Annotated in this window: 23 protein-coding genes; 10 read left to right on the forward strand and 13 right to left on the reverse strand. The window is 48.5% G+C overall.

What is annotated here, in order from left to right; genetic code table 11:
* Positions 1–91: 91 nt before the first annotated feature.
* The 6 genes from TRQ7_RS08095 to TRQ7_RS08120 are packed head-to-tail and all read left to right on the forward strand — an operon-like array spanning position 92 to position 6,572.
* Entirely contained in the window at positions 92–1,765 is a 1,674-nt protein-coding gene (locus TRQ7_RS08095; RefSeq protein WP_041844407.1) for an ABC transporter substrate-binding protein, read from the forward strand.
* Positions 1,766–1,819: 54 nt separating this feature from the next.
* Positions 1,820–2,809: an ABC transporter permease gene (locus tag TRQ7_RS08100; RefSeq protein WP_015919819.1), complete on the forward strand. Its 990-nt coding sequence runs from the start codon at positions 1,820–1,822 to the stop codon at positions 2,807–2,809.
* Positions 2,810–2,814: 5 nt separating this feature from the next.
* The gene (locus tag TRQ7_RS08105) at positions 2,815–3,663 is read left to right on the forward strand and encodes an ABC transporter permease (protein ID WP_038067783.1); all 849 of its coding nucleotides are present in this window, start codon (positions 2,815–2,817) and stop codon (positions 3,661–3,663) included.
* Positions 3,660–4,640 carry an ABC transporter ATP-binding protein gene (locus TRQ7_RS08110; protein ID WP_015919821.1) on the forward strand — a complete coding sequence of 327 codons (981 nt, stop codon included), beginning with the start codon at positions 3,660–3,662 and terminating at the stop codon, positions 4,638–4,640. The genes TRQ7_RS08105 and TRQ7_RS08110 overlap by 4 nt, the downstream gene beginning before the upstream one ends.
* A complete protein-coding gene (locus TRQ7_RS08115) occupies positions 4,637–5,584 on the forward strand; it encodes an ABC transporter ATP-binding protein (RefSeq protein WP_015919822.1) in 948 nt (315 codons plus the stop codon). The genes TRQ7_RS08110 and TRQ7_RS08115 overlap by 4 nt, the downstream gene beginning before the upstream one ends.
* A 1-nt stretch (position 5,585) precedes the next feature.
* Positions 5,586–6,572, forward strand: coding sequence for a LacI family DNA-binding transcriptional regulator (locus tag TRQ7_RS08120; RefSeq protein WP_015919823.1), 987 nt, complete (start codon positions 5,586–5,588; stop codon positions 6,570–6,572).
* Positions 6,573–6,598: 26 nt separating this feature from the next.
* Here TRQ7_RS08120 and TRQ7_RS08125 read toward each other — a convergent pair whose 3' ends face one another.
* Genes TRQ7_RS08125 through TRQ7_RS08185 form a run of 13 tightly spaced genes read right to left on the reverse strand, consistent with a single transcriptional unit; the run spans position 6,599 to position 17,151 of the window.
* Positions 6,599–8,446: an FAD-dependent oxidoreductase gene (locus TRQ7_RS08125; protein ID WP_041844408.1), complete on the reverse strand. Its 1,848-nt coding sequence runs from the start codon at positions 8,444–8,446 to the stop codon at positions 6,599–6,601.
* A gap of 12 nt (positions 8,447–8,458) precedes the next feature.
* The gene (locus TRQ7_RS08130; RefSeq protein WP_041844409.1) at positions 8,459–9,565 is read right to left on the reverse strand and encodes an NADH-quinone oxidoreductase subunit D; all 1,107 of its coding nucleotides are present in this window, start codon (positions 9,563–9,565) and stop codon (positions 8,459–8,461) included.
* On the reverse strand, positions 9,558–10,085 hold the full coding sequence (locus TRQ7_RS08135; RefSeq protein WP_029683042.1) for an NADH-quinone oxidoreductase subunit C: 528 nt from the start codon (positions 10,083–10,085) through the stop codon (positions 9,558–9,560). Before TRQ7_RS08135 ends, TRQ7_RS08130 begins: the two co-directional genes overlap by 8 nt.
* Positions 10,066–10,602 carry an NADH-quinone oxidoreductase subunit B gene (locus TRQ7_RS08140; RefSeq protein ID WP_015919827.1) on the reverse strand — a complete coding sequence of 179 codons (537 nt, stop codon included), beginning with the start codon at positions 10,600–10,602 and terminating at the stop codon, positions 10,066–10,068. The genes TRQ7_RS08135 and TRQ7_RS08140 overlap by 20 nt, the downstream gene beginning before the upstream one ends.
* A gap of 12 nt (positions 10,603–10,614) precedes the next feature.
* Entirely contained in the window at positions 10,615–11,496 is an 882-nt protein-coding gene (locus TRQ7_RS08145; protein ID WP_041844410.1) for a respiratory chain complex I subunit 1 family protein, read from the reverse strand.
* 4 nt (positions 11,497–11,500) lie between these two features.
* Positions 11,501–13,375 (reverse strand): proton-conducting transporter membrane subunit, encoded by a 1,875-nt coding sequence (locus TRQ7_RS08150; protein ID WP_083941443.1) that lies wholly within the window; start codon positions 13,373–13,375, stop codon positions 11,501–11,503.
* A 1-nt stretch (position 13,376) separates the two neighbouring features.
* Positions 13,377–14,777 carry a proton-conducting transporter membrane subunit gene (locus tag TRQ7_RS08155; protein WP_015919830.1) on the reverse strand — a complete coding sequence of 467 codons (1,401 nt, stop codon included), beginning with the start codon at positions 14,775–14,777 and terminating at the stop codon, positions 13,377–13,379.
* Positions 14,774–15,112 carry a sodium:proton antiporter gene (locus TRQ7_RS08160; protein WP_015919831.1) on the reverse strand — a complete coding sequence of 113 codons (339 nt, stop codon included), beginning with the start codon at positions 15,110–15,112 and terminating at the stop codon, positions 14,774–14,776. The genes TRQ7_RS08155 and TRQ7_RS08160 overlap by 4 nt, the downstream gene beginning before the upstream one ends.
* 6 nt (positions 15,113–15,118) lie before the next feature.
* Positions 15,119–15,883 (reverse strand): Na(+)/H(+) antiporter subunit B, encoded by a 765-nt coding sequence (locus TRQ7_RS08165; protein WP_041844411.1) that lies wholly within the window; start codon positions 15,881–15,883, stop codon positions 15,119–15,121.
* Positions 15,880–16,122, reverse strand: coding sequence for a hydrogenase subunit MbhD domain-containing protein (locus tag TRQ7_RS08170; RefSeq protein WP_015919833.1), 243 nt, complete (start codon positions 16,120–16,122; stop codon positions 15,880–15,882). The genes TRQ7_RS08165 and TRQ7_RS08170 overlap by 4 nt, the downstream gene beginning before the upstream one ends.
* Positions 16,119–16,442 (reverse strand): monovalent cation/H(+) antiporter subunit G, encoded by a 324-nt coding sequence (gene mnhG / locus TRQ7_RS08175; protein ID WP_015919834.1) that lies wholly within the window; start codon positions 16,440–16,442, stop codon positions 16,119–16,121. The genes TRQ7_RS08170 and mnhG overlap by 4 nt, the downstream gene beginning before the upstream one ends.
* Positions 16,439–16,687 carry a cation:proton antiporter gene (locus TRQ7_RS08180; protein WP_015919835.1) on the reverse strand — a complete coding sequence of 83 codons (249 nt, stop codon included), beginning with the start codon at positions 16,685–16,687 and terminating at the stop codon, positions 16,439–16,441. Before TRQ7_RS08180 ends, mnhG begins: the two co-directional genes overlap by 4 nt.
* Positions 16,684–17,151, reverse strand: coding sequence for a Na+/H+ antiporter subunit E (locus tag TRQ7_RS08185; RefSeq protein WP_041844412.1), 468 nt, complete (start codon positions 17,149–17,151; stop codon positions 16,684–16,686). The genes TRQ7_RS08180 and TRQ7_RS08185 overlap by 4 nt, the downstream gene beginning before the upstream one ends.
* A gap of 339 nt (positions 17,152–17,490) precedes the next feature.
* Here TRQ7_RS08185 and malE point away from each other — a divergent pair, with 339 nt between their 5' ends.
* The 4 genes from malE (at position 17,491) to TRQ7_RS08205 (ending at position 24,767) form a co-directional block, all read left to right on the forward strand.
* Positions 17,491–18,666 carry a maltose/maltodextrin ABC transporter substrate-binding protein MalE gene (gene malE / locus TRQ7_RS08190; RefSeq protein WP_015919837.1) on the forward strand — a complete coding sequence of 392 codons (1,176 nt, stop codon included), beginning with the start codon at positions 17,491–17,493 and terminating at the stop codon, positions 18,664–18,666.
* A gap of 61 nt (positions 18,667–18,727) precedes the next feature.
* The gene (locus tag TRQ7_RS08195) at positions 18,728–20,461 is read left to right on the forward strand and encodes a DUF4896 domain-containing protein (RefSeq protein ID WP_015919838.1); all 1,734 of its coding nucleotides are present in this window, start codon (positions 18,728–18,730) and stop codon (positions 20,459–20,461) included.
* The gene (locus TRQ7_RS08200) at positions 20,458–22,932 is read left to right on the forward strand and encodes a sugar ABC transporter permease (protein WP_015919839.1); all 2,475 of its coding nucleotides are present in this window, start codon (positions 20,458–20,460) and stop codon (positions 22,930–22,932) included. Before TRQ7_RS08195 ends, TRQ7_RS08200 begins: the two co-directional genes overlap by 4 nt.
* Positions 22,929–24,767, forward strand: coding sequence for a glycosyl hydrolase 53 family protein (locus tag TRQ7_RS08205; RefSeq protein WP_015919840.1), 1,839 nt, complete (start codon positions 22,929–22,931; stop codon positions 24,765–24,767). Before TRQ7_RS08200 ends, TRQ7_RS08205 begins: the two co-directional genes overlap by 4 nt.
* The last annotated feature ends 1 nt before the right edge of the window (position 24,768 follow it).

The following is a 24,768-nucleotide window of genomic DNA, read 5'->3' on the forward strand; positions in this document are numbered from 1 at the left end:
TCGAGGAATATCGGATTTTGGATGTAAACATTTTCACTGTATCTTTACACATGGATAAAACCATTTCACATCTCTTTAAGGGGGTGTTCCTATGAAAAGGTTTTTAGTTGTTCTTGTTCTGGTCCTGGCACTGGTTTCTGTTTTCGGTCAAACTTTTGAGAGAAACAAAACGCTTTACTGGGGTGGAGCTCTCTGGTCTCCTCCATCCAACTGGAACCCGTTCACACCCTGGAACGCTGTGGCAGGAACCATCGGTCTTGTCTATGAACCCCTGTTTCTCTACGATCCTCTGAACGACAAATTCGAACCATGGCTTGCAGAGAGCGGACAGTGGGTCAGCGACAACGAATATGTGCTCAAACTCAGAAAGGGTCTCAGATGGCAAGACGGAGTACCTCTCACGGTGGACGATGTGATCTTCACCTTTGAAATCGCAAAGAAGTACACCGGCATCAGCTACAGTCCTGTATGGAACTGGCTCGACAGAATCGAAAAGGTTGATTCCTTCACATTGAAGTTCGTCTTCTCCGATCCAAGATACCAGGAATGGAAACAAATGCTCATCAACACACCGATTGTTCCAAAGCACATCTGGGAAGGAAAGACAGAGGAAGAAGTGCTTCAGAGCGCCAACGAAAATCCAGTTGGATCCGGTCCTTACTACGTTGAAAGCTGGGCTGACGACAGGTGTGTCTTCAAGAAAAACGAAAACTGGTGGGGCATCAGGGAACTCGGCTACGATCCCAAACCCGAAAGGATCGTTGAACTGAGAGTGCTCAGCAACAACGTAGCGGTTGGAATGCTCATGAAAGGAGAACTCGACTGGAGTAACTTCTTCCTCCCGGGTATTCCTGTGTTGAAGAGAGCCTATGGAATCGTTACCTGGTACGAAAACGCTCCTTACATGCTTCCGGCCAACACAGCAGGAATCTTTGTAAACGTGAACAAGTATCCTCTCAGCATTCCTGAGTTCAGAAGAGCGATGGCGTTCGCTATCAACCCGGAAAAGATCGTGACCAGAGCCTACGAGAACATGGTCACCGCTGCCAATCCTGCAGGAATACTGCCGCTTCCTGGTTACATGAAGTACTATCCCGAAGAAGTTGTTGAAAAGTACGGTTTCAGGTATGATCCAGAGACAGCAAAGAAGATACTCGATGAACTCGGATTCGAGGATGTGAACGGGGACGGATTCAGGGAAGATCCCAATGGAAAACCGTTCAAACTCACCATCGAGTGTCCTTACGGCTGGACTGACTGGATGGTCTCCATACAGTCCATCGCAGAAGATCTTGTGAAGGTCGGAATCAACGTGGAACCCAAGTACCCTGATTACTCCAAGTACGCAGACGACCTCTACGGTGGAAAATTCGACCTGATTCTCAACAACTTCGTAACCGGTGTCTCTGCAACCATATGGTCCTACTTCAACGGTGTGTTCTATCCAGATGCAGCAGAATCCGAGTACTCTTACTCTGGAAACTTCGGAAAGTACGCCAACCCCGAAGTTGAAACACTCCTTGATGAACTCAACAGAAGCAGAGACGATGCTAGAATTAAAGAGATAGTAGCCAAACTGTCGGAGATTCTGCTCAAAGATCTGCCATTCATACCGCTCTGGTACAACGGTGCGTGGTTCCAGGCTTCTGAAGCCGTCTGGACCAACTGGCCAACAGAAAAGAATCCGTACGCTGTGCCGATAGGTTGGAACGGCTGGTGGCAGCTCACAGGAATCAAGACACTGTTTGGTATCGAAGCAAAATAATACGGTGCCCCGCCCTCCGGGGCGGGGCTTTAAAAAAAGAAGGAGGTAGGAGTCTTGAGAAAATATCTCACAAAGAAGATCCTGGTCTACATCCTGACCTTCTTTTTTGCTGTTACCATCGACTGGGCGATTCCTCGATTCATGCCGGGAAATCCCATCAACTTTCTGATCTCCAGATTCGCGGGGCTTCCGGAGTCCGTCAAGGTCCTTCAGAGTTACTTCACACAGGCTTTTGGTCTTGACAAACCCCTCTGGGAACAGTACATCAACTTCTGGAAGGCTCTCTTCAAGGGAGATCTCGGCATAAGCATCTACATGTATCCTCAGCCGGTTGCAAAGATAATAGCAAGGTCCCTTCCGTACTCTCTGATTGTCCTTCTGCCTGCTGTTCTTTTGAGCTTTGCGATAGGAAACAGGTTCGGAGCCTTCGTTGCAAGGAAGAGAAGACTCGATAACTTCGCTCTGCCGATCTTTTATACCCTGACCGCATCTCCGTACTTCTGGTTCGGTATCCTCCTTGCCTGGATATTCGGTGTGGTGATACCCCTGTTTCCCCTCGCAGGCGCCTACAGTTTTGGAACGACACCATCCCTGTCCTGGCAGTTCGTTCTTGACTTTCTTCACCACTGGGTACTGCCATTTGGGTCTCTGTTTCTTGTGATGCTCGGTGGCTGGGCGATCGGAATGAGAAACATGATCATCTACGAACTGGAAGCGAACTACTCCAGATACCTCGAGGCACTCGGTTCTTCCCAGAAACTCATCAGGCGATACGCTTACAGGAACGCCATACTTCCTCAGATCACCGGTCTTGCCATCCAGCTTGGAACGGTGGTCGCAGGCGCCCTGACAACGGAGATCGTCTTTTCGTATCCTGGAATAGGATACCTTCTCATGCAGGGAATTCTGAACCAGGACTACTTTTTAATCCAGGGGTGTTTCCTCTTCATCATCCTTGGTGTTTTGATTGCCAACTTCCTGGTTGACATCTTCTACGTGATCATAGATCCCAGAATAAGAAAATCCTACTCAGGAGAGGTTTGATAGCCATGACGAGAAAAGAATTCGTCCACTTCTTTTTGAAGAATAAAAAGGTCATCTTTGCTATATGTGTGTACGCTGGTCTGATCTTCCTTGCTCTTGTAGGGCCCTACCTCACTCCTTACAAGGATCCTCTTGCCTTTGTAGGACCTGGATATCAGCCTCCAAGCAAGGAACACTGGCTTGGTACGAACACGTTCGGCCAGGACATCTTCACCCAGCTCGTCTACGGTCTCAGGAGTTCTCTGTTCGTTGGACTTCTTGGCGGAACCCTGGCAACGGTGATAGGTCTTCTCATCGGTTTCGTTGCCGGGTACAGAGGTGGCTGGTTTGACGAGCTTCTCATGATGTTCACGAACATCCTCATGGTGATACCAACGCTTGCACTACTCATCATCATCGCAGCGTACCTTCCTTACAGGGGAGTGTTCATCGAGAGTGTGATCATAGGATTCACTGCCTGGCCTTGGACTGCAAGAGCAGTTAGAGCACAGACGCTCTCTCTGAAGACAAGGGAGTTCGTCGATCTTGCGAGGATCACCGCCAGAAGTTCCATGAAGATCATCTTTGGTGAGATCATGCCCAACATGATGTCTTACGTTTTCATGGTTTTTATCCTCCAGTTCGGAGGAGCCATCCTCGCCGCCACAGGGCTTGACTTCATAGGCCTTGGTCCAACGAGAGGCATCTCGCTGGGGATAATGATGCAGCAGGCCACACTGTGGAACGCCATACAGCTCGGTATGTGGTGGTGGGCTGTTACTCCGGGAGCTGTGATCACGCTCATGGTAGCGACCCTCTACGTCATGAACGCGGGTCTTGACGAAGTCTTCAATCCTAAACTCAGGGAGATGTGATAGGCGTGGCGGAAGTGGTACTGAATGTCAAAGATCTGAAAATCTACTACAGAACCCTCTACGGCTATGTGAAGGCCGTCGATGGGGTGAGTTTCGATATAAAGAGAGGAGAGATTCTCGGAATAGCGGGTGAATCCGGTTGTGGAAAGTCCACCCTTGGAAACGGTTTGATCCTGCTGAAACCTCCCATGAAGTACATGGGTGGTGAGGCGATCCTTGACGGAAAGAACATCATGACACTCTCACCGAGAGAGCTGAGAAAAATTCGCTACGAAAAGATCTCCATAATTCCTCAGTACGCAATGGATGCGATGAATCCCACAAAGAAGATAAAACAGATCATCGACGACCTTCTCCACGAACACGGTGAAAGTTTTGAACGAAAGAGGGATCTCATCGAAGAAAGACTTGAGATCGTCAATCTCGGAAAAAAGGTTCTCAACATGTATCCGATCGAACTCTCCGGAGGCATGAAACAGAGGATGGTGATGGTGATCTCCACCTTGATGAACCCCGACGTTCTCATAGCAGACGAGATCACTTCGGCTCTGGACGTGAGTTCCCAGAGGTCCGTAATACAGATGCTCTACGAAATGAGGGAAAGAAAAATCATGGGTTCCCTTGCCTTCATAACGCATGATCTTTCCGTGCTCTATCAGATCGCAGACAAGGTGATGGTGCTTTACGCAGGAAGGGTTGCGGAGATCTCACCCATGGAGAACATCGTAAAAGAACCCCTTCACCCGTACACAAAGATGCTCCTTTCTTCTCTTCCAAAGATAGGTGTCAGGTACTCTCAGACAAAACTCAAAGGAATACCCGGCTATCCACCGAGTCTTCTGAACATAGGACCTGGCTGCAGGTTCAGAGACAGGTGTCCCTACGCATTCGAAAAGTGCGAGCAGGATCCCCCTGTGTTCGATGTGGACGGAAGAAAAGTCTCATGCTGGCTCTTCGAAAGAGGTGATGCAAATTGAGTCTTCTGAAAGTTCAGAACCTGACAAAGGAGTTTCCTCTTGGTTTCTTTGGAAGAGAAAAGTTGAAGGCAGTCGATGACGTGTCGTTTGAGATAGACCGCTCCAGGATTGTGTCGCTCATAGGAGAGAGTGGAAGTGGAAAGACCACAGTGGGAAAACTCATTTTGAAACTCATAAAACCAACGTCGGGTCAGATCCTGTTCGATGGAAAAGATATTTCCCAGATCAAAGGAAAGGATCTGAAGGAGTACTACAGGAAGGTCCAGGGGGTTTTTCAGGATCCGTTCTCGTCCTTCAATCCCATATACAAAATAGACAGGGTACTGAACATGGTGTTCGAAGAGTTCTTCCCGGACACACCGGCTTCTGAGAGGCGCTCCAGAATGGAGGAGGTTATCGCCTCTGTTGGAATGAACCCGCGGGAGATACTCGGGAAATACCCCCACCAGCTGAGTGGTGGACAGCTTCAGAGAATCCTCATTGCAAGAACACTGCTTCTCAACGTGGAACTTCTAATCGCAGACGAGATCATCAGCATGCTCGATGCCTCAACGAGGGTGGATATCCTGAACCTTCTCGGCGATCTTCGAGAACGTGGGATGTCAGTAATCTTCATAACGCACGATCTCTCTCTCGGTTACTACATCAGCGACGAGACCTTCATAATGTACAGAGGGAACATCGTTGAGATGGGAGACACAGAAAAGGTGTTTCACAACCCGATTCATCCCTACACGAAGATGCTCCTTGAATCCGTGCCGGAAATAGACAGAAAGTGGGATCTCAGCAAAAGATTCATACCGGAACTCGTTTCATCTTCGAACGCTCCGTGTAAGTACTACGACAGATGTCCCATAAAGGACAAGGAATGCCTTTTTGAGAAACCTGAACTTGTGGAAGTTGAAGAAAACCACAAAGTTCTCTGTTTAAAGGCGGGGAGGTAGTATGGCCTCCATCAGAGATGTGGCCAGGCTCGCAGGAGTTTCCATAGCGACCGTGTCTCGGGTGATAAACGGTTACAACAACGTCTCTGAAGAGACGAGAAAGAAGGTCATCGACGCCATCAGAAAACTGAACTACCATCCCATATATGCTGTGAAGAACGCTGTTTTGAAAAGAACCATCGGTGTTCTTGTCCCGGACTTCGGGGGTTTTCACTACAACGAGATCCTGACCGGAATAGAAAAAGAGGCGATAAAAAGAGACTTCACCCTAATGATCTCCACCACTCTTCACAGAACTTCTGTGGAACTGGAAAGGCTCGAAGTTTTCTTTGCAAAGAGAGTGGATGGAATCATCGTTTGTTCGTCGAAGAAGGACGAGGAACAACTGGAAAGACTGATCAAAAGTGCCATACCGGTTGTCGTGGTTGACAGGGAAGAGCCAGAGATCAGGCTCGACAACGTGGGAATCGACAACTACGCTGCCGGCAGAATGTGTGCAAAGTACCTTCTGAGCAAGGGTCACAAAAAGGTCCTGCTTTTGAAGGGAAGGAAGGATATCTACTCTTTCTCCGACAGAGAAAGAGGGTTCATCGACTACAGCACAAGACACGGAATAGATGTGAAGATCACACCGTGTGGTTATTTACCTGAACACGGCTACCACGCGGTGGAAAGGTATCTGAGGAAACAAGGGATAGATTTCACCGCTATCTTCGCCATAAACGATCTGTCAGCTGTTGGAGCGCTCAAAGCACTTCACGATCTTGGGGTGGCAGTTCCAGACGAGATTTCAATAATGGGATTCGATGACGATCCCATATCGAACTATACCATCCCTGCTCTCACCACCGTGAGGCAACCAAGGGAAGAGATGGGAAGAGTGGCCTTCGAGATACTCCATGAGAGGCTTTTGGGAAAAAAAGGAGTCGCAAGAAGAGTCATTCTTCCCGTTGAAATCATCGAAAGAGAGTCCGTAAAACAACTGTGAAAGCCCCTCCAATTGGAGGGGCCTTTTCATTCTGCTTTCCTCAGGTACATATCGATTCCTCTGGCAGCTGCGTACCCATCTGCAACACCGTGTATGATATCGGGCCCGTGGACGATGTCTCCTCCTGCGAACAACCACTCTATGGATGTCTGACCGTACTCGTTGGTTCTGATCCTTCCTCTTACGAATTCGAGTTTTTCTTTTATCTCCTGGGGCAAATAGGAGTAGTCAGGTGCCTGCCCTATCGCCTCGACCACCATGTCCGCTTCCACAAAGATCTGGATGCTTTCATCGAACTGAGGATTGAACCTCCCTTCATCGTCGAACACCTTCACACACTTTTTGAACCTCACACCTTTCACTCGATCGTTTTCTATCACGACCTCCACCGGTCCCCATCCGGGTTTTATGACCACACCTTCTTCGAGCGCCTCGTCGATCTCTTCCATGTCGGCTGGCATGTCCTCAAAGCAACCTTCCAGTGAGAGCACCTGAACGTTCACAGTTCCATACTCCATGACCTGAAGCCTTGCCATCGATCTGGAGATATCCATGGCAACGTTTCCACCACCGATGACGACGAGTTTCTCCGGAATCGGTGGTTTTGGACCGTCTCCCCTGAGATAGTTTCTGATCATCTTCAACATGGGAAGTGCCTGCTTGACATCTGGATGGTCCGTTCCGGGTACTCCCGTTGATCTTCCAAGACCAAATCCTGTGGCAAGAAAGATGGCATCGTGTTTCTTTCTAAGTTCTTCAAAGGGAATATCCTGACCAACCCTTGTGTTGAGGACGAATTTCACACCGAGAGCCTCTATGAACGCTATGTCTTTGTCGAGTGCTTCGTCCGGGAGTCTGTATTTCGGTATACCGTATCTCATGACACCACCTGGTCTCGATTCCGCTTCGTACACCGTGACGTCATACCCCATTGTAGCAAGAAAGTATGCAGCCGAGAGTCCCGCTGGGCCAGAACCTATTATTCCTATGCTCTTTCCCTTCTTTTCCGGTTTCATGTCCAGTATCCTGCTGTACTCCTCGAGTGGGACACTGTCCACTATGTACCTCTTCAACCACTGAATCGCAACTGGTTCTCCCCTCACACCAATGGAACAGGCGGTTTCACATCTGTGTGTACAGACTCTACCACAGACCATGGAAAGCGGGTTCGTTCTGTAAAGCCATCTTAGTCCTTCTTCCAGGTCGCCCTCATAGATGGACTTTATGTACTGAGGTATATCCATGTGCTCGGGACATGTGTAGGTACATACACCACATTCTACACACCTTGCGGCTTCCTGCATTGCCTGTTTTCTGCTGTACCCCTTCACGATCTCTATGAAGGATCTAACCCTCGTTTCCGGTGGTTCTTTAGTCATCTCTACCCTTTCAAGGTCAAGAAGTTCGGAGTCTTTGTCCCTTGTCCATCCAAGTGGAGCTTTTCCCGGTTCGTAAAGACCTCTTTTTGCGTTCAGTCCTTTGTCTGTTGGCATGAAGACGAAATCTTCTGGATCCTCCGAGATGTGAATGTATTCCCTTGTCATCTGGAGAGAGCCAGTCGTGCATATGTCGACACAGAGGGCGCAGAAAGAGCATCGGCCGTAGTCTATCACAGGTCTTTGTGGAAGCTTTCCGTCTTCCTGGGTGAGATCTGGAACCTCCACCATGGTTATGGCATCCGTGGGACATATTTTCGAGCATGTACCGCATCCAATACATTTTCCCCAGTCGTTCACGTGGAAACCCCTGTATCTTTCTGAGGCTTCCCTTTTGGTCTTGTTCGGAACCTCAATTGTAACGGGCTTTCTGGCAAGGAACTTCCAGGCTTTCAAAGGAGCGAAGAAATCCTTCTTCGGCAGTTCCTGGATGGCCATCTCTCTCACCCCTCATCTGTCTATCTCCGGTGCACAGACATCCATCGTTGCAAGCCAGATGGGAACGTCCTCGATTCTTGTCCCGGGAAGATACTTTTCTATACCGTAAAGGCCCTGTGGGTAAGATGCACCCCTCACTGCAACCCTGTAAGGTTTGTTCTTTCCATCTGATACAACGAAGAACCCGTATTCACCGCGCGTGGACTCCACGTGTGCGTAAGCCATCCCTTTTGGAATAGCCCTTCTCAGTCCACTTCCTTTGCCAGCAGGTACGTTCACTCTGTCGTTTTGTGGCATCTTCTCCAGAGCCTGCCTGATGATCTTTATGCTCTGGGGAATCTCCTTGAACTTCAAATACACCCTGCTGAAGGCGTCTCCTTCTGTTGCCGTTGGAACTTCGAACTCCACCCTGTCGTAGAACAGGTAGGGATCGACTTTTCTGATATCGTACTCCACGCCCGTTGCCCTCAAACCCACACCTGTGACTCCCATCTCCATCGCCTGTTCTCTGGTCAAAATGAGTCTTCCCCTGAGTCTCGAGTGAACGATTCTGTTCTTGAAGATGAGATTTTCGTAATCGGGCAACCTGGACTCTATGTAATCCAGTGTCTTCCAGATCATGTCTTCTACCTTAGGTGTCATGTTCTTCCTCACGCCACCGATGATTATGTACATGTGGTATATCCTGGCTCCGGTGAGGGCTTCGAAGATGTCGAGAATTCTGTCTCTGTCCGCAACACCCCAGTAAGAGGCCGTGTAGAGTCCAAGAGGTCCTCCTATACCACCCACTGTCCAGATGTGGTTCGCTATTCTTGCAAGTTCCAGAACAATCATCCGTATCCACTGGGCACGCTCTGGGACTTCTATTTTTGCGATCTTTTCAACGGCCATGGCGTAACAGATCTCGTTGATGTCCGGTTCTGGAACACATATCCTCGGTATGAGCGAGATGTTGGAGTACCAGTAGCGTCTTTCCATGAGTTTTTCAAAACCTCTGTGAAGAAAACCGGGTACCGGTCTTGCCTTCTTCACGATGTCTCCCTCAACGTACATGTGAACGGAGAAGTTTCCGTGCATTCCGGGATGGTTCGGCCCGAAAAAGAGTTTTGTTTCACCCATTTACCTCACCTCTGAACATCCTTTTTGCCTCCGCAACGACGTCCTTTTTGTACTCTCTTCCAGGAAACTTTCTCTTCGAGTACTCGAGAGGATCGAAATCTTTTCTGAGTGGTGGTTTGTCATCCCAGAGTTCGAGAAAGAGAGGTTTCATATCGTCGTTTCCAAGGAACTCCACACCGAAGAATTCATGGATTTCCCTTTCGTAGAACCTGGCTACGGGCCAGATTTCTTTCACCGTAACGAACACTGGATTGTTCCTGTCTATCCTGGTTGATACGATGAACTTTCCACCGTCTCTCCAGGAAAAGAGGATGTACACGAGTTCGAACTGACTGTCCTCGATCCAGTCCACGCAGGTCATCAAAGAAAGGTGGGAATAACCAAGAGATTTCAGGGTTTCCAGCACAGAGATGACCCTGTCCGGTGCCACAGAGATCTTTGCCTCTCTTTCATCTATCTCTTCCACTTCCGGTTGGAAGACCTTCAACTTCTCCAGTGCTTCATTCATGGAATTCGTCATGTACGTACACCTCCCCAAGGGAGCGGATCTGATTCTGCTTGTACCACTCGTAGTTTTCCCTGTACCTCTTCCAGCCGTCCGCTTCTCCTTTTCTGATCTTCTCCATCAGATAGTTGAAGGCTTCGAGAATTGCCTCGGGCCTCGGCATGCAACCGGCGATGTACACGTCAACAGGGATGTAGTAGTCGAGTCTGTTCACCGTCGCGTACGAGTCGAAGTATATTCCTCCGTTTATGGTACAGCTTCCAAAGCCCACGACGTACTTGGGATCTGGCATCTGCTCGTAGGTGTAGATCACCCTTCGCAGTGTCTTGGTGTTCAGATATCCCGTGATGAGCAGTATGTCTGCCTGTCTCGGTGTTGCCATGGGGGCTATTCCGAATCTTTCCATGTCGAACCTGGACGTCATGGACGGTGGAAGTTCCACAGCACCACAGCCGGTGCAGTAGTGAAGCATCCATATGGATCTCGACCTGAGGGCGTCTGCGATTCTTTCCCAAACTGTTCTTTCTTTCATCGGATCACCTCCTCAAAGGGTCAAACCGAAGAGCACGAAGAGTGCGTTCAAAAAGGCAAGTCCCAGGGGAACTCCCCAGTAGAACTTCAACATCTGTTCTATCCTGAACCTCGGAAGAACGGCGGAGATCAAAACGGCCAGTACCCACACGACCACGAACTTGATGAGAAACCAGCCAAGACTACCTCCTCCAAGGAAGACGTTCACAAAGAGTGAGATCTCCACAAAGAGTGAGAAATCGTGCATGATTTGAAGGAGTCCAAGGTATTTTCCGGAGAGTTCCACCATCGGTCCCGAGGCGATCTCCGCCGGTGCGATCGCTATGTCGAAGGGCTTTTTTCCCATCATTCCTATGAGGGATATGAAGGCCACGACGGCACCGAGTGGCATGACGAAGAGGTTCCATTTTCCACTTTGCAGTGCCACGAGTTGATGAATTGAAGCAGTCTTGTAATTGAAAATGACGGATGTCATGACCACGAGAAACGGAAGTTCGTAGCCAAGCATCTGGGTGAGAGCCCTGCTGATACCGATCGATGCCCAGGGATTCCCGCTTCCTACCATGCCCATGGCCATTCCGAGTGCACCGACGGTGAACAGGTACACGATGACGAAGAAGTTGTCTGTGTTGGGGAATGGGGTCCATTTGAGGGAGCCGAGTGGCATGAGCATGGCCGTGGCTATTGCTCCTCCGAGTGCCATGATGACACCGAAATCGAAGATCCATCCGTTGCTGAAGGGATGTTTGGACAACGCCTTGAAGACGTCTATGAAGTTCTGATACCACGGAGGCCCTATTCTTCTCTGAACCCTTGCGACTATCTTTCGTGCTATTCCTTCGAGAGAAAGAACAAGAAAGAAGGCAAGAACCAGGTTGAACATTGCCTTGAGCATTCTCTCACCACCTCACCCAGAATATGAGAAGTAAGGTTGCAACAACCCAGAAGGTGTAAACGGAAGCAGAGGACGCAAAGAACCATCTGTGAAACCATTCCCCGATGTCGTGGAAGAGTTTTCCGATCGCACTGGTGATGCCTTCCCAGGATGGATGATTTCTGTACATCCTTTCAAAGCCGGCGTAGAAGTTCGTGTTGTAGTGGTAGAGATCCGGGCTGTATATGAATTCGCCTCCCGTGTAGACGTTGAGAGGAGTTCCTTCTTCTCTGTGAGGTGCCATGAGGTCGACCTTTCTGGCTCTTGGGAAGAGGGAGTACAGGATGTACGCCACAACGAACCCGGTGAGAAACAGCGAGAACACAAGAACCGTGTTCCAGCTTCCAGCAAAACCTCTTATGAGCCAGTTTTCCCGATCCACTATTTTGAACGAGGTGGCTACACCCAGATCCATTCTGATGTTTTCGATTGTCTGGAGCACCGGAAACGGCCACACACCGAGAAAGAAACTGACGAGAACAAGAAGTGCCATCGGAACAAGCATCACAACAGGTGCTTCTCTGACCTCTCTGTATTTTTTTGGAAGTTGACCGAGGAATACCCCTGCAAGTGGCCTGAAGACGTACAGGAAGGATCCTATCGATCCAAAGAACGCCACGAAGGCGGTTATGAACATTCCCTTTCTGACCAGTGCCTGGTAGATCATCCACTTAGAGATGAAGCCACTCATCGGCGGAATTCCAGCAAGGGAAATTATGGAGAAAAGATACGCAAGAAAAGTGATAGGCATCTTATGGATCAATCCACCCATTTCGCTTATTTTCGAGGTTTTTGTTCTGTAGATGACGCCAGCGAAGGCCATGAATATAACCGCAGAGGCAACGGCGTGGTTGAAGATGTGAAACATTCCACCCTCAAATCCCAGCGGATCCATCGTGCCAAGACCTACCAGTATGTAACCACCGTTTGCAACCGAAGAAAAAGCCATGAGCATCTTCATGTCATCCTGCTTTATCGCCATGAGAGTTCCGATGACGATGGAGATGTTTCCTAAGGTGATGAGAAGGTAGTTTGGTAGAGGAACATTCGAGTAAACGATCAGGTCTGAGAAGACCTTCAAAGAGGGCACGACAGCGATGACGAGGGTGAAGATGTAGTTACCCAGTTTTGAAAGCTGTCCAGAGAGGATAGAAGAGAACGCATCAGGGGAAAGAGCATAAGTCTTCCTTATCCACGTATGCAACGGGAATATTCCACTCTTTGCGATGCCAGCCAGAGACAGTAGCAAAAACACGGCCAGTTTGAAACCAGTTGATGTGTCATTCACCATACTCTGAACCACGGATGATATCCTGAACGTCCCGTATCTCTGGTATATGAGGAACGCCCCGTAAAGAAAAGCGTACGTTCCCACAGCACTCATGACGGCGTAAACAACCGCTGCTCTTTTTGCTTCTTCTTTTCCCATGGGAACAACGAGCAAAGAGGACAGAACCGCTATTTCCCAGAAGATGTAGAGTGTGATCAGATCGGCTGCCATGAACACACCAAGCGATCCTGCCGTTACCATGAGCACGAACATGTTGAAGGCCGCGCGGTATCTTTGAGTCTCAAGCCATCTGATCGAAAAGAACATGATGGCAACTATCACCATGAGACTGACCATCGAGAAGTAAAAAGAAACGTCTGTCCACTCAAAGTACAGCTTTTGACCGAACAGTACGATCGTCTCTGAAAATCCAATTTTCAAAGTGAAGACGTAGAACATCGAAAAAAGACCGACAAGGAAGTTCACGATGGTTCCTAACTTCCAGTTCATTTTTGAGATGAAGTACACCACAACGGACAGTACCATCAGGGTGATGAGGCTCGCTGTCACGTCACATCCCTCCCCTGGTTGAGAAGAGAACGCCCTTGATGTAACCTTCTGTGTCGATGAGGGCTTCTGCCATCTTTTGTGTTCCGGAAAGCGCAACTTCAGGCTTTACAAAAACAAAGACAAGAAAAGCGGCAAGTATCATTGCAAAAAGTCCCACGGTAAAAGGTGCGGGTGTTTTGTCCTCCTGTGTTTCCTCACCGAACCACAGTTTCACGTTCCATCTGATCACATAACCAACCTCGATTGCCGTGGCCAAAAGTAAAACGGCGGGCAAGAGAAGATCGTTTGATGAAAACGTCTCCATGATGATCCTGATTTTGCTCTGAAAGCCCGCAAACAGTGGAAATCCTACCAGAGAGAAGGTTGCCATGCTGAAAGAGACACCCAGCACCCTGTGTTTTTTGAAGATACCGTTCAGATCTTCGTAGTTGTAGACAAGAAAGCCCGCAACGAGGAAGATGACAAACTTTGCTACCACATCGTTCGTCAGATGGAAATAGGCGAGATTCATGGAAGTTTCCGTTCCCTTCGATATCATCGCTATCACAATTCCTGCTTGGGCAACACTGGAGTAGGCGAAGGTCTTCAAAAGACTGGTCTGCCTGAGTGCGGCGAATTCTCCAGCCAGAATCGTGATCAGAGACAGCGTGTACAGAACCTCCGCTCCGCTACCCTGAAACACCGTGCCGAAGAGTCTTCCAACCATGTACAGTGCTGCAAAGGAAACGGAGGTTCCAAGAACCACCGGTGCAAGTTCGTTTCCACCGTAAACACCAGAAACCCAGCCGTTCAACGGAAAGAGTTTTGCCTCCACGCCGAGTCCGATCGTGTAGAGTGTGGTCACAGCCACAAGAGATCCACTTGAAAGGCCCACCATGGCAACGTGTGCCATGTTCAAACTCCCGGCAGTGCCGTAAACGAAGATCGTTGCGAGAAGATAGAGTGAACCCGCAACACCACCGAGGATCAGGTATTTGTAGGCGTTGTAGAAATTTTCTCTCTTCGAGGCTATCGTGACAGCTGTTATGGTGATTATTTCCATGAAAACAAACGAGTTGAAGAGATCCCCTGTCAGCACAAATCCGTTTGTGGCTGCCATGAGCAACATGAGGGAAGTTTCATAGTTTTTCTTTGTCGTCTCAGGTAACAGAGAAACAAGAAAAAAGATCAGGTTTATTATCAGCACCGCGTAGAAACTCGCGTTGTCCAGAACAAGGTTTATACCGAAGGGAGGTTTCCAGTTTCCCATGGGATGTATACTTACAGCGTTCGGGAAGCGCTCCATGAAGATAATCGTCAGGTTGACAAGGGCCGACAGAAAGAAAAGAACTCCGGATATCTTCTTCAAAAAGAGTGAAAGGAACGCGGCGAGGAGTGGGATGGCCACGAGCAGGCTGATCATTCTTTCACTCCTTTCATGTCCTCTATGTCGATTGAAGAGTGTTTCTCTTTGATTCGAACAAGAAGGGATGCTCCAAGGGCGAGGACCCCTACACCTATGACGATGGCTGTGAGAACGAGTGCCTGTGGCAGTGGGTCAACGAAATTGAAAGAAAAGTAGGAAAATTTCTCTGTGTATATGGGTGCTTCCCCACCGGTGTAACCCAGTGCGATGATGAAGATGTTCACGGCTGTGTCGATGATCGTGAGGGACACAAGGTGTTTGAATAGATTTTTCTGAGTGAGAAGGCCATAGACTCCCACACCCATCAGGATAATGGATATCATGTACACCATTTCGAATCACTCTCCTTCTCGATGTATCTCCGAGATGACACCGGAGAGTTCCGATCCGACCTTGAGACCTATGACGATGTAGACGATGGGAACAACACCGGCACTGAAGAGATCTCCTACTCTCCCGTTCGAGAGAAAGTTGTAAAGAAACGCCCCACCGGTGACCAGGCCAGCAAGGCCCAATATCACGTAGAGACTTCCCATGGATCCCTCAAGAAATTTGGCTACTTTTTCTTTCAGGGAGAATTCCTCGTTTGAAAGGTAAAGAAGAAGAACACCTGCTGCAAGGATAGTTCCTCCGGGGAATCCTCCGCCCGGTGAGAGATGTCCGTGTATGAACACATAGGTTCCAAACATCAGTATCAGGGGAAGAAGTATTCCGGTGCTCACCCTGAGAATGAAGTTGGGATTTCTTCCGTATTTCATTCTCTTCGTTCCGCGAAGGACAAGCCCTATACCGATGGCTGCGGCAAGAAGAACGGTTACTTCGCCGAGGGTATCGAAGGATCTGTAATTGACAACGATCGATGTTACAACGTTGGCACTGCCGTCTTCCAGATTGCTTTCACCGTAAATTTTCCTTTCGGATGGTACCTGAACTTTCCCTTCGATCCATTCTGCAGGCTCGACCTCGTTTACATCTTTTGCCAGATAGTGAACTGAAACCCTCCTGGAGAGATCTACCTTTCCGTAAGGCTCGAGCACGGCGAGGAAAGATACCATCATGTAGAACAGAAGTATCGATATCAGTGCGGCAAAAACTCTTCTCATTCTTCATCATCTCCCCTCATTTTGAAGAGCGTTATGAGAAGTACTGCTGTGGTGAGCCCAGCACCAACGGATGCTTCCGTTATTGCAACGTCAGGGGCCCTCATGACAATGAAGAGGAACACAGACAGGAGGCTGAGAGACGACAGCGCTATAACACTGTCCAGCAACTTTTTTGCTTCCACCGCAAAAAATGCTGCTATCAGCATCATCCCTCCGGCCAGCAAAATCAACAGGTTCATTCACCATCACCACCCCTGTATTCGTCGACAACCGTGCAGTCACATGGCTTTACACCAGACAGATAGGAAGCCCGTGCCAGGACAGAACTTCCCACCGGGTTTGTGAGTGCTATGAAAAAAACGATGACAACAGCCTTCAACAGAAACTCCGGTTTTGCAATACCAACTCCAAGCACGGTGGAAAAGGTTCCCAGTGTGGTGGCTTTTGTTCCTGCCTGGAGTCTGTTGTACACGTCCGGCATCCTGAGAACACCAAGTCCTCCAAGAAAATAGAAAAAGGCACCGATTAATATCAGTATTTCTCCGATTATCCCGTTCATTTTCTCCCCTCCAGATACCGGGACACTATGATCGTTTCAAGAAAAGAAAGAAGCGCATACACAAGGGCTATATCCAGATAGATACCTCTATCGAAACTGTACGCGAGAACGACTATGAGACCGGTGAGCATCACGTTCATCGTGTCGAGTGCCGCTACCCTGTCGGAAGAGGTGGGACCTGCGATGATTCTGATGAAAGAGAGAACCACTCCCGCACTCACCAGGACGAAGAAGATCAGGGTCATTCGAACACCTCCCTGAGGGGTTTTTCGAACTTCTGCGATACGTATTTTTCTTTTTCTTTGAGATCCTTAACGTCGATCCAGTGGACGAAGATCTCATCACCCTTAAGGTCAAGGCTCAGCGTTCCCGGAGTGAGGGTTATGCTGTTTGCCAGAAACAGACGGGATGCATCCTTCTTCAGATTCGTTCTCACCGAAACAAAACCTGGTTTGAGTGGAAGGCGGGGATTCAGGACCCTGAAGGCAACATCGATATTCGCCTTCACCATCTCAACGACAAACACGGGAAGAAACATCACAAGATATCGGATGATCCTCAAGGGAAGTTTGAGATCGAATCTGATACCGTGAAACCTGCGAAAAACCAGTGATACTATCAGTGAAACAGCGATTCCGACGATCAGCTCCGAGTAAGAAAATCCGGTGATCACAAACCACAGAATCAAACTCGTGAGGAAAACGCTCACACTTCACACCTCCTCGATCGAAAAGAGAAAGTTTTCACAAGAACAATACAGATGTAATTTTAAAACTTCGAAGCATGTAATGTCAACCTAATTAGTAGAAATAAAAACTGCATAGAGAGACATTTCGAATCTATTTTTGGACAAATTTTGTCAAAATTGATTTTGTATCAAACGTGGAAATGAACGATTATCACCAAATAAGAACTTCCTCGCCTGATTATCTGGAAATAATCTGAAAAATCTCCTTGAAATAGGACTTGACATTGCGACAACTTTCACGGTAACGTTTACGTATGGTATCATTCCTGTGGATAACCCACTCAGGGAGGTGAAGGTGGTATGAAAAAGTTTCTGGTGATCGCTTTACTTGTTGTTTCTCTTGTTGTCCTCGCCCAGCCAAAACTCACCATATGGTGCTCCGAAAAACAGGTTGACATCCTTCAGAAACTCGGAGAAGAGTTCAAGGCAAAGTACGGTGTAGAAGTTGAGGTTCAGTACGTGAACTTCCAGGACATCAAGTCCAAGTTCCTCACGGCCGCACCGGAAGGACAGGGAGCCGACATCATCGTTGGTGCACACGACTGGGTTGGAGAACTCGCAGTGAACGGTTTGATAGAACCCATACCGAATTTTGCTGATCTGAAAAACTTCTACGAAACAGCCCTCAATGCCTTCTCCTACGGTGGAAAACTCTACGGTGTTCCCTACGCCATGGAAGCGATTGCGCTCATCTACAACAAAGACTACGTTCCCGAGCCTCCAAAAACCATGGACGAACTCATAGAGATCGCAAAGCAGATCGATGAAGAATTTGGAGGAGAAGTGCGTGGTTTCATCACATCCGCGGCTGAGTTCTACTACATCGCTCCGTTCATATTCGGTTACGGTGGCTATGTCTTCAAACAGACCGAAAAAGGTCTCGACGTCAATGATATTGGACTTGCCAATGAGGGAGCCATAAAGGGAGTGAAGCTCCTGAAGAGAATGGTCGACGAGGGAATACTCGATCCCAGCGATAACTACCAGATCATGGACTCCATGTTCAGAGAAGGCCAGGCAGCCATGATCATCAACGGTCCCTGGGCTGTGAAGGCTTACAAAGATGCAGGAATAGACTACGGTGTTTCTCCAATTCCCGATCTGGAACCTGGTGTTCCCGCAAGACCCTTCGTTGGAGTACAGGGCTTCATGGTGAACGCAAAATCTCCGAACAAACTCCTCGCCATCGAGTTCCTGACGAGTTTCATTGCCAGAAAAGAAACCATGTACAGAATTTACCTCGCTGACCCCAGGCTTCCTGCAAGGAAAGACGTCCTTGAACTCGTAAAAGACAATCCCGACGTGGTTGGATTCACACAGAGCGCCGCCAACGGAATTCCTATGCCCAACGTGCCACAGATGGCCGCTGTGTGGGCTGCCATGAACGACGCTCTCAACCTTGTTGTGAATGGAAAGGCAACGGTTGAAGAAGCTTTGAAGAACGCTGTCGAGAGAATCAAGGCCCAGATACAGTAACGGTGGATTTTCAGGGGCTGGGTTCTCCCAGCCCCTTTCACATACTCAGGGAGGGAAAAAGGTGAAGAACATAATCAAACTGCTTCTGTGGTTTCTTCTTGCACTCTTGAACGTGGCCTTCTTCTGGGCAGGAGTGTTTCTCTTTCAGAACGAATACTATGAACTTTCCATCGTGCTTTTTTCCCTGCTGTTTCTGATAGATTTCTTCATAATCAATCCGAAAGGGTACCCTTACAGATACGTTATTCCCGCTCTTGCTTTGCTCTTCGTTCTTGTTCTCTATCCCATATACTTCACCTTCAAGGTGGCCTTCACCAATTACGGAACTGGTCATTTTATGTCAAGACAGGAGGCCATCGAAAGGCTCCTTTACGATCCGAACTTTTCCTACGTGGTGGATTCAACGCCTGTGTCCTATAAGGTCTTTGTGGTCTACGATGGACTCTCTCCGACAGAGGATTTCGTCATACTGTTCAGGATAAGCGATACCATCTATCTCGGTGAAAAACCCAGACCCGTTGTCGCACGAGGCCAGGAGGTGCTCCTGAGTCAGTTCAATCTGATTCCTGTTACCGATGAGACAGTTTCACTGAACGGTGACACCTTCAGAATCGTTCCCTGGCCGGCTGACCTTTCGGAGATAAACCTTGTGGTTCGAAACGACACGACTTACAAGAGTTTCTACTCCCCAGACGACGAGATACTGAGACTGAACGCTCCCTACTTCAAAAGCAGAATAGCACAGAATCACCTGGTGAACGCAGAGTATGTGCTTCCAGATGGAAAAAAACTGGCCCTGAGAATTGCTCCCGATGGTGAATGGAGATTCATGCATGTGGAGAGGCTTTACAGGCTGGCTTACAAAGAGGTCTATGATGGCGGAAAGATGAAGATAAAGACCACCGTGGTGAACAATCTCACAGGAAGAGAAGTGATCGAGAAAGAAGGAGCCTTCTACGATGTGGACGAAAATGGGAACGAAACGTTCCTGGTTGGATTCATAGATTTCGTGGGATGGAAGAATTTTTTGAGGATCGTGAAAGATCCGAAAGTGTCAGGACCCTTCTTCAGGATCTTCCTGTGGACCTTCGTGTGGGCCGTTCTGAGTGTGGTACTGTCGCTTGCCGTTGGTCTTCCGTTTGCTCTCGTTCTGAACAACCCGAGGCTCAGAGGAAGGAATCTCTACAGAACGCTTCTGATCATACCATGGGCCATACCGGTTTTCATTTCGGCTCTAGTCTGGAGAAACGGACTTTTGAACGAAACCTACGGTGTGATCAACAAGTTCCTGTTACCTCTGCTCGGACTCGATCCGGTGAAGTGGTTCAACGATCCCTTCTGGGCCCGTGTGGGAGTGCTTCTCGTCAATGTCTGGCTCACGTTCCCCTACATGATGACCATATCACTCGGTGCCCTTCAGAGTATTCCACCTGAACTCTACGAAGTGGCGGCGATAGACGGTGCAGGAAGGTTCAGAAGGTTCGTTCATATCACCTTTCCACTTCTCATGACCATCATCGCACCACTTCTTGTCAGCAGTTTTGCTTTCAGTTTTAACAACTTCACGATCATCTATCTGATCACAGGAGGAGGCCCTCCGATCCCGAACTCGACCACTCCTACAGGATACACTGACATCTTGATCTCTTACGTTTACAAACTGGCGTTCGAGGGTGGCCAGGGACAGGATTTTGGTTTTGCGAGTGCGATCTCTATACTCATCTTCTTCCTCGTTGGTGGGATCAGTTTCGTGAACTTCAAACTGTCCGGAGCTTTCGAAGAGGTGAGTAGATGATGGTGCAGAAAAGGGGAAACGTGCTCACTCACATCTTTCTCATCATCATAGTGGCGGTGATTCTCTTCCCAGTCGTCTGGGTTGTGACCACATCCCTCAGAAGGGACGAGGCGGCGTTCTCTTCGAAACTGTTCTCGTCCAGACTGACGCTTCAACACTACAGAGACCTTGTGGCACCCGAGAAGAATCTTCCCTTCCTGATCCAGGATCTTCAGGCGATGGTCTCCAGGGTAAAACCCTACGATACATGGTCCGAGGATGAACTGAAAGACGCGGTGAAACGGTCCATCGAGAAAGTAGCTTCATATCTGACAGAAACAGAAAACAGACTGAAGAGTGCCGAAGACTCTTTCAAGAGGATTGAAGCGTTCCTGAACGATCATTCGGATGAGATCAAAAACAGTGTGATAGAAAACCTTCAGGAACTTGTTTCATCGATCCAGACACCAGAACTGGACGATTCAGATGAGAGTAAAGCGGCCCTTTACCTTGTTCTATCGAAAGAGAGGTTCAACTCGAAAGTCCACAGAGCACTCGAAGAGGATCTGAAGAAGACAACAGGTGTGGATGCCAGTACAAGAGAAGGCTACGAACAGGCGCTCGAGATCCTCAGGACAAGTTACGAAAAACTGGCAGATGGATACGACGAACTTCTCGAAAAAACACAGAAAGAATTGAACGCAGTCAGAGAGGAGATACTTTCACTTCAGCAGCAGTATCAGAATCTCCAGGACGACATAATGGAGGCCAACCTCATCATAGAAAAGGACATTACACCGGAACTGGAGAGAATAAAGGCATCTCTTTCCGATCTCAACGAACTGAAAGAGAGAATAAAACAGACAACTGCCAGTAGCCTGTTCCCTGTGGACGACAGCAGTTTCTTACAGAACGTTTCTAATATGACTCTCACGATCGACAACCTCTTGAGCGAGATGGATTCTCTTGTTGAATACGAGAATCTGAGAAGATCACTTGCGACTTTGAAAGGAGAACTCGAAAAACTATCTGAAGGAAACGAAGAGCTGAAAAGTCGTCTTCTCTACTCCGATCTGATCAAGATCTACGAAGAAATCCAACCAAGACTCGTCAGGATCCTGAAGGAAACCTCTGAAACCCTTACCAGCATAAAGGACAAAATAGTGATTCTGAACGTCCTCAACAAACGTCTGGAGGATCTGAGACTCCAGGAAAAAAGTCTCTCTGAAAAACTCTCCGAATACCAGCAAAGCATATCAGAAATTCATAAAAGACTTCTTGAACCCCAAAGAATCCTCAGTCTGAAAGTGTTCAAATACGACCTTCAACGCTCTATTTCCACTCTTGAGAGGGTGAAATCTTTCGGAAAGACAGATCTTCTCAGATACTCCTCTGTTTTGAAGACACTTCGAGATTTCATGAACTCTTACTGGGAAAAGGACGAACTCTACAGCAGAATATCAAAAGTTGTCAGAGGGATGAGATGGATAGAAGAATACAGAGATTTCGCCAGCAAGTTCGACACCTTCCCCGAAAACCTCAAATCGATCCTTGAAGAGATGAGACTCTCACTGAGTGATCTTGAGAGATCCTATGAAGACCTTCTGTCTCTTTCGGCCCAGGGAGTGTACGTGTCTTCTGGCATACTGAACAGAATGTACGATATCGTGAAGATGGACTTTGTCAGCAAGGTCAGGGCGAACATGTCTGTTGCCTCAAGACGTGCGGGTATCTTAATGGATCTGGTCCCGTTTTCCGATTTGAAGGGCGATCTGAGAAACATCGACAAAGAGCTTTTCAGAATAGACCAGATATGGAAACAGAAGACAAAACACTATTTCTGGCTCTGGGTGCTCAACTCCGTGATCGTATCTCTGATCGTTGCTTTCATCACAACGACCGTGTGTGCGATAGCGGCCTATCCCTTCAGCAGGATGAGATTCCTTGGAAGGCGTTACGGAATCATGGCACTCCTTCTGATACAGATGTTCCCCGGTGTGATCTTCATGATCGCCATATACGATCTTTTGAACTTCATGGGAAAGTACATTCCCTTCATCGGAATCGATACGCTCGGTGGTCTGATCTTCGCGTACCTCACCAACATCGCCTACAACATGTACTTGATAAAGGGATTCTATGACACGATACCCACCTCGCTTGAAGAAGCGGCGATCGTCGATGGAGCAACGCGCTTTCAGAGTTTCTACAGGATCATCATTCCGCTTGCAAGACCGATCCTCACGGTCGTGTTTCTCCTGGTCTTCATTGGAACGTTCAACGAGTACGTGGTGGCAAGGATCATTCTTCAAAACGTGCGTCACTACACCTATGCTCTCGGGCTTCAGGCGTTTGCAACAGGGCCCTACGAGACGGAGTGGGGACTCTTCACTGCGGCCGCGCTCCTTGGAATGACTCCGATGGTGATACTCTTCCTCTCACTCCAGAGGTATCTGGTGAGTGGTCTCACGAGGGGAGCGGTGAAAGAATGAAGGAGGCTGGTATGGTGAAAGGAGTGCTTTTGATGGTCATGTTCTCCTCCCTGGCGTTCGGATTGATGATCAATCCGGTGAAGGATCTTCGTGAGGATTTCATATTCGGGATGGACGTTTCCATGCTCTACGAGATAGAGCGGCTCGGTGGGAAGTTCTTCGATGGTGGTGTGGAGAAAGATCTTTTCCAGATACTGAAGGATCACGGGATAAACTGGATCAGACTGAGGGTGTGGAACGATCCAAGGGATGAAAACGGAAACCCGCTCGGTGGAGGGAACTGCGACTATCTGAAGATGACAGAGATCGCAAAGAGGGCCAAAAAGTACGGAATGAAGGTTCTTCTTGACTTTCACTACAGCGACTGGTGGGCAGATCCCGGCAAGCAGTACAAACCAAAAGAGTGGGATCACCTTCATGAAGAACTTCTGGAAAGGGCGGTGTATTCCTACACGAAACTCGTGCTGAATCATATGAGAAGAAACGGTGCACTGCCGGACATGGTCCAGGTGGGAAACGAGGTGAACAACGGCTTTCTCTGGCCAGACGGAATGATCGCCGGAAAGGATGCAGGAGGATTCGATGGCTTCACAAAACTTTTGAAGGCGGCCATCAGGGCTGTCAGAGAAGTCGATCCCGATATCAAGGTAGTAATACATCTGGCTGAAGGTGGAAACAACTCACTCTTCAGGTGGTTCTTCGATGAGATCACAAGAAGAGGTGTGGATTTCGATGTGATCGGTGTATCGTACTATCCGTACTGGCATGGCACGCTGGAGGACCTGAAGAACAACCTGTACGATATAGCTAAAAGATATGATAAAGACGTGCTTGTCGTTGAAACGGCGTACGCCTGGACACTCGAAGACGGAGACGGTTATCCCAACATCTTCAGTGGTGAAGAGATGGAACTCACAGGTGGTTACAGAGCGACGGTTCAGGGTCAGGCAACGTTTTTGAGGGATCTCATAGAAGTGGTGAACAGTGTTCCCAACGGCCATGGGCTTGGGATCTTTTACTGGGAAGGAGACTGGATTCCTGTGAAAGGAGCAGGCTGGAAAACCGGTGAAGGAAATCCGTGGGAGAATCAGGCCATGTTCGATTTCAATGGAAACGCCCTTCCATCTTTGGATGTCTTCAGACTGGTGAAGACGGCCACCCCTGTGAAGATCGAAATCAGGGACATCTTCCCCGTGGAGATCTCAACCAACCTGGGAGAAGTCCCGAAGTTCCCGGATGCTGTGAAAGTGCTGTTCAGCGATGATTCTATCAGATCCCTGAAAGTTACATGGGATTTTGATCCTTCTCTTGTTGAAACACCCGGTGTCTACAGAGTGGAAGGATACGTGGAAGGTATAGACCAGAAGATCTTCGCAACTTTGACCGTGAAGGGAAGCAGAAACTACCTGAAAAACTCTGGATTCGAAACGGGTGAGTTTTCTCCCTGGGAGGTATCCGGCAACAGAAAAGCGGTAAAGGTGGTGAAGGCCGATCCTCCAAGTAACGCACACCAGGGAGAGTACGCGGTGAACTTCTGGCTCGACGAGGCCTTTGAATTCGAGTTGTCACAGGAAGTGGAACTTCCAGATGGTGTGTACAGGGTGGGATTCTGGACCCAGGGTGGAAGCGGCGTGAAAATTGTCCTGAAGGTGAGTGATTTCGGAGAGGGTGAAAAAACAACGACGGTTGAAACGACCGGATGGCTTGAGTGGAAAAATCCTGAGATAAGGAACATAAAGGTCGAAACGGGGAAAATAAAAGTCACCGTTTCTGTCAAAGGAAAAGCGGGTGATTGGGGATTCATAGATGATTTCTATCTGTTCAGGGAGGAGTGAA

This window comes from Thermotoga sp. RQ7, assembly GCF_000832145.1.
In the GTDB taxonomy this organism is placed as follows: domain Bacteria; phylum Thermotogota; class Thermotogae; order Thermotogales; family Thermotogaceae; genus Thermotoga; species Thermotoga neapolitana.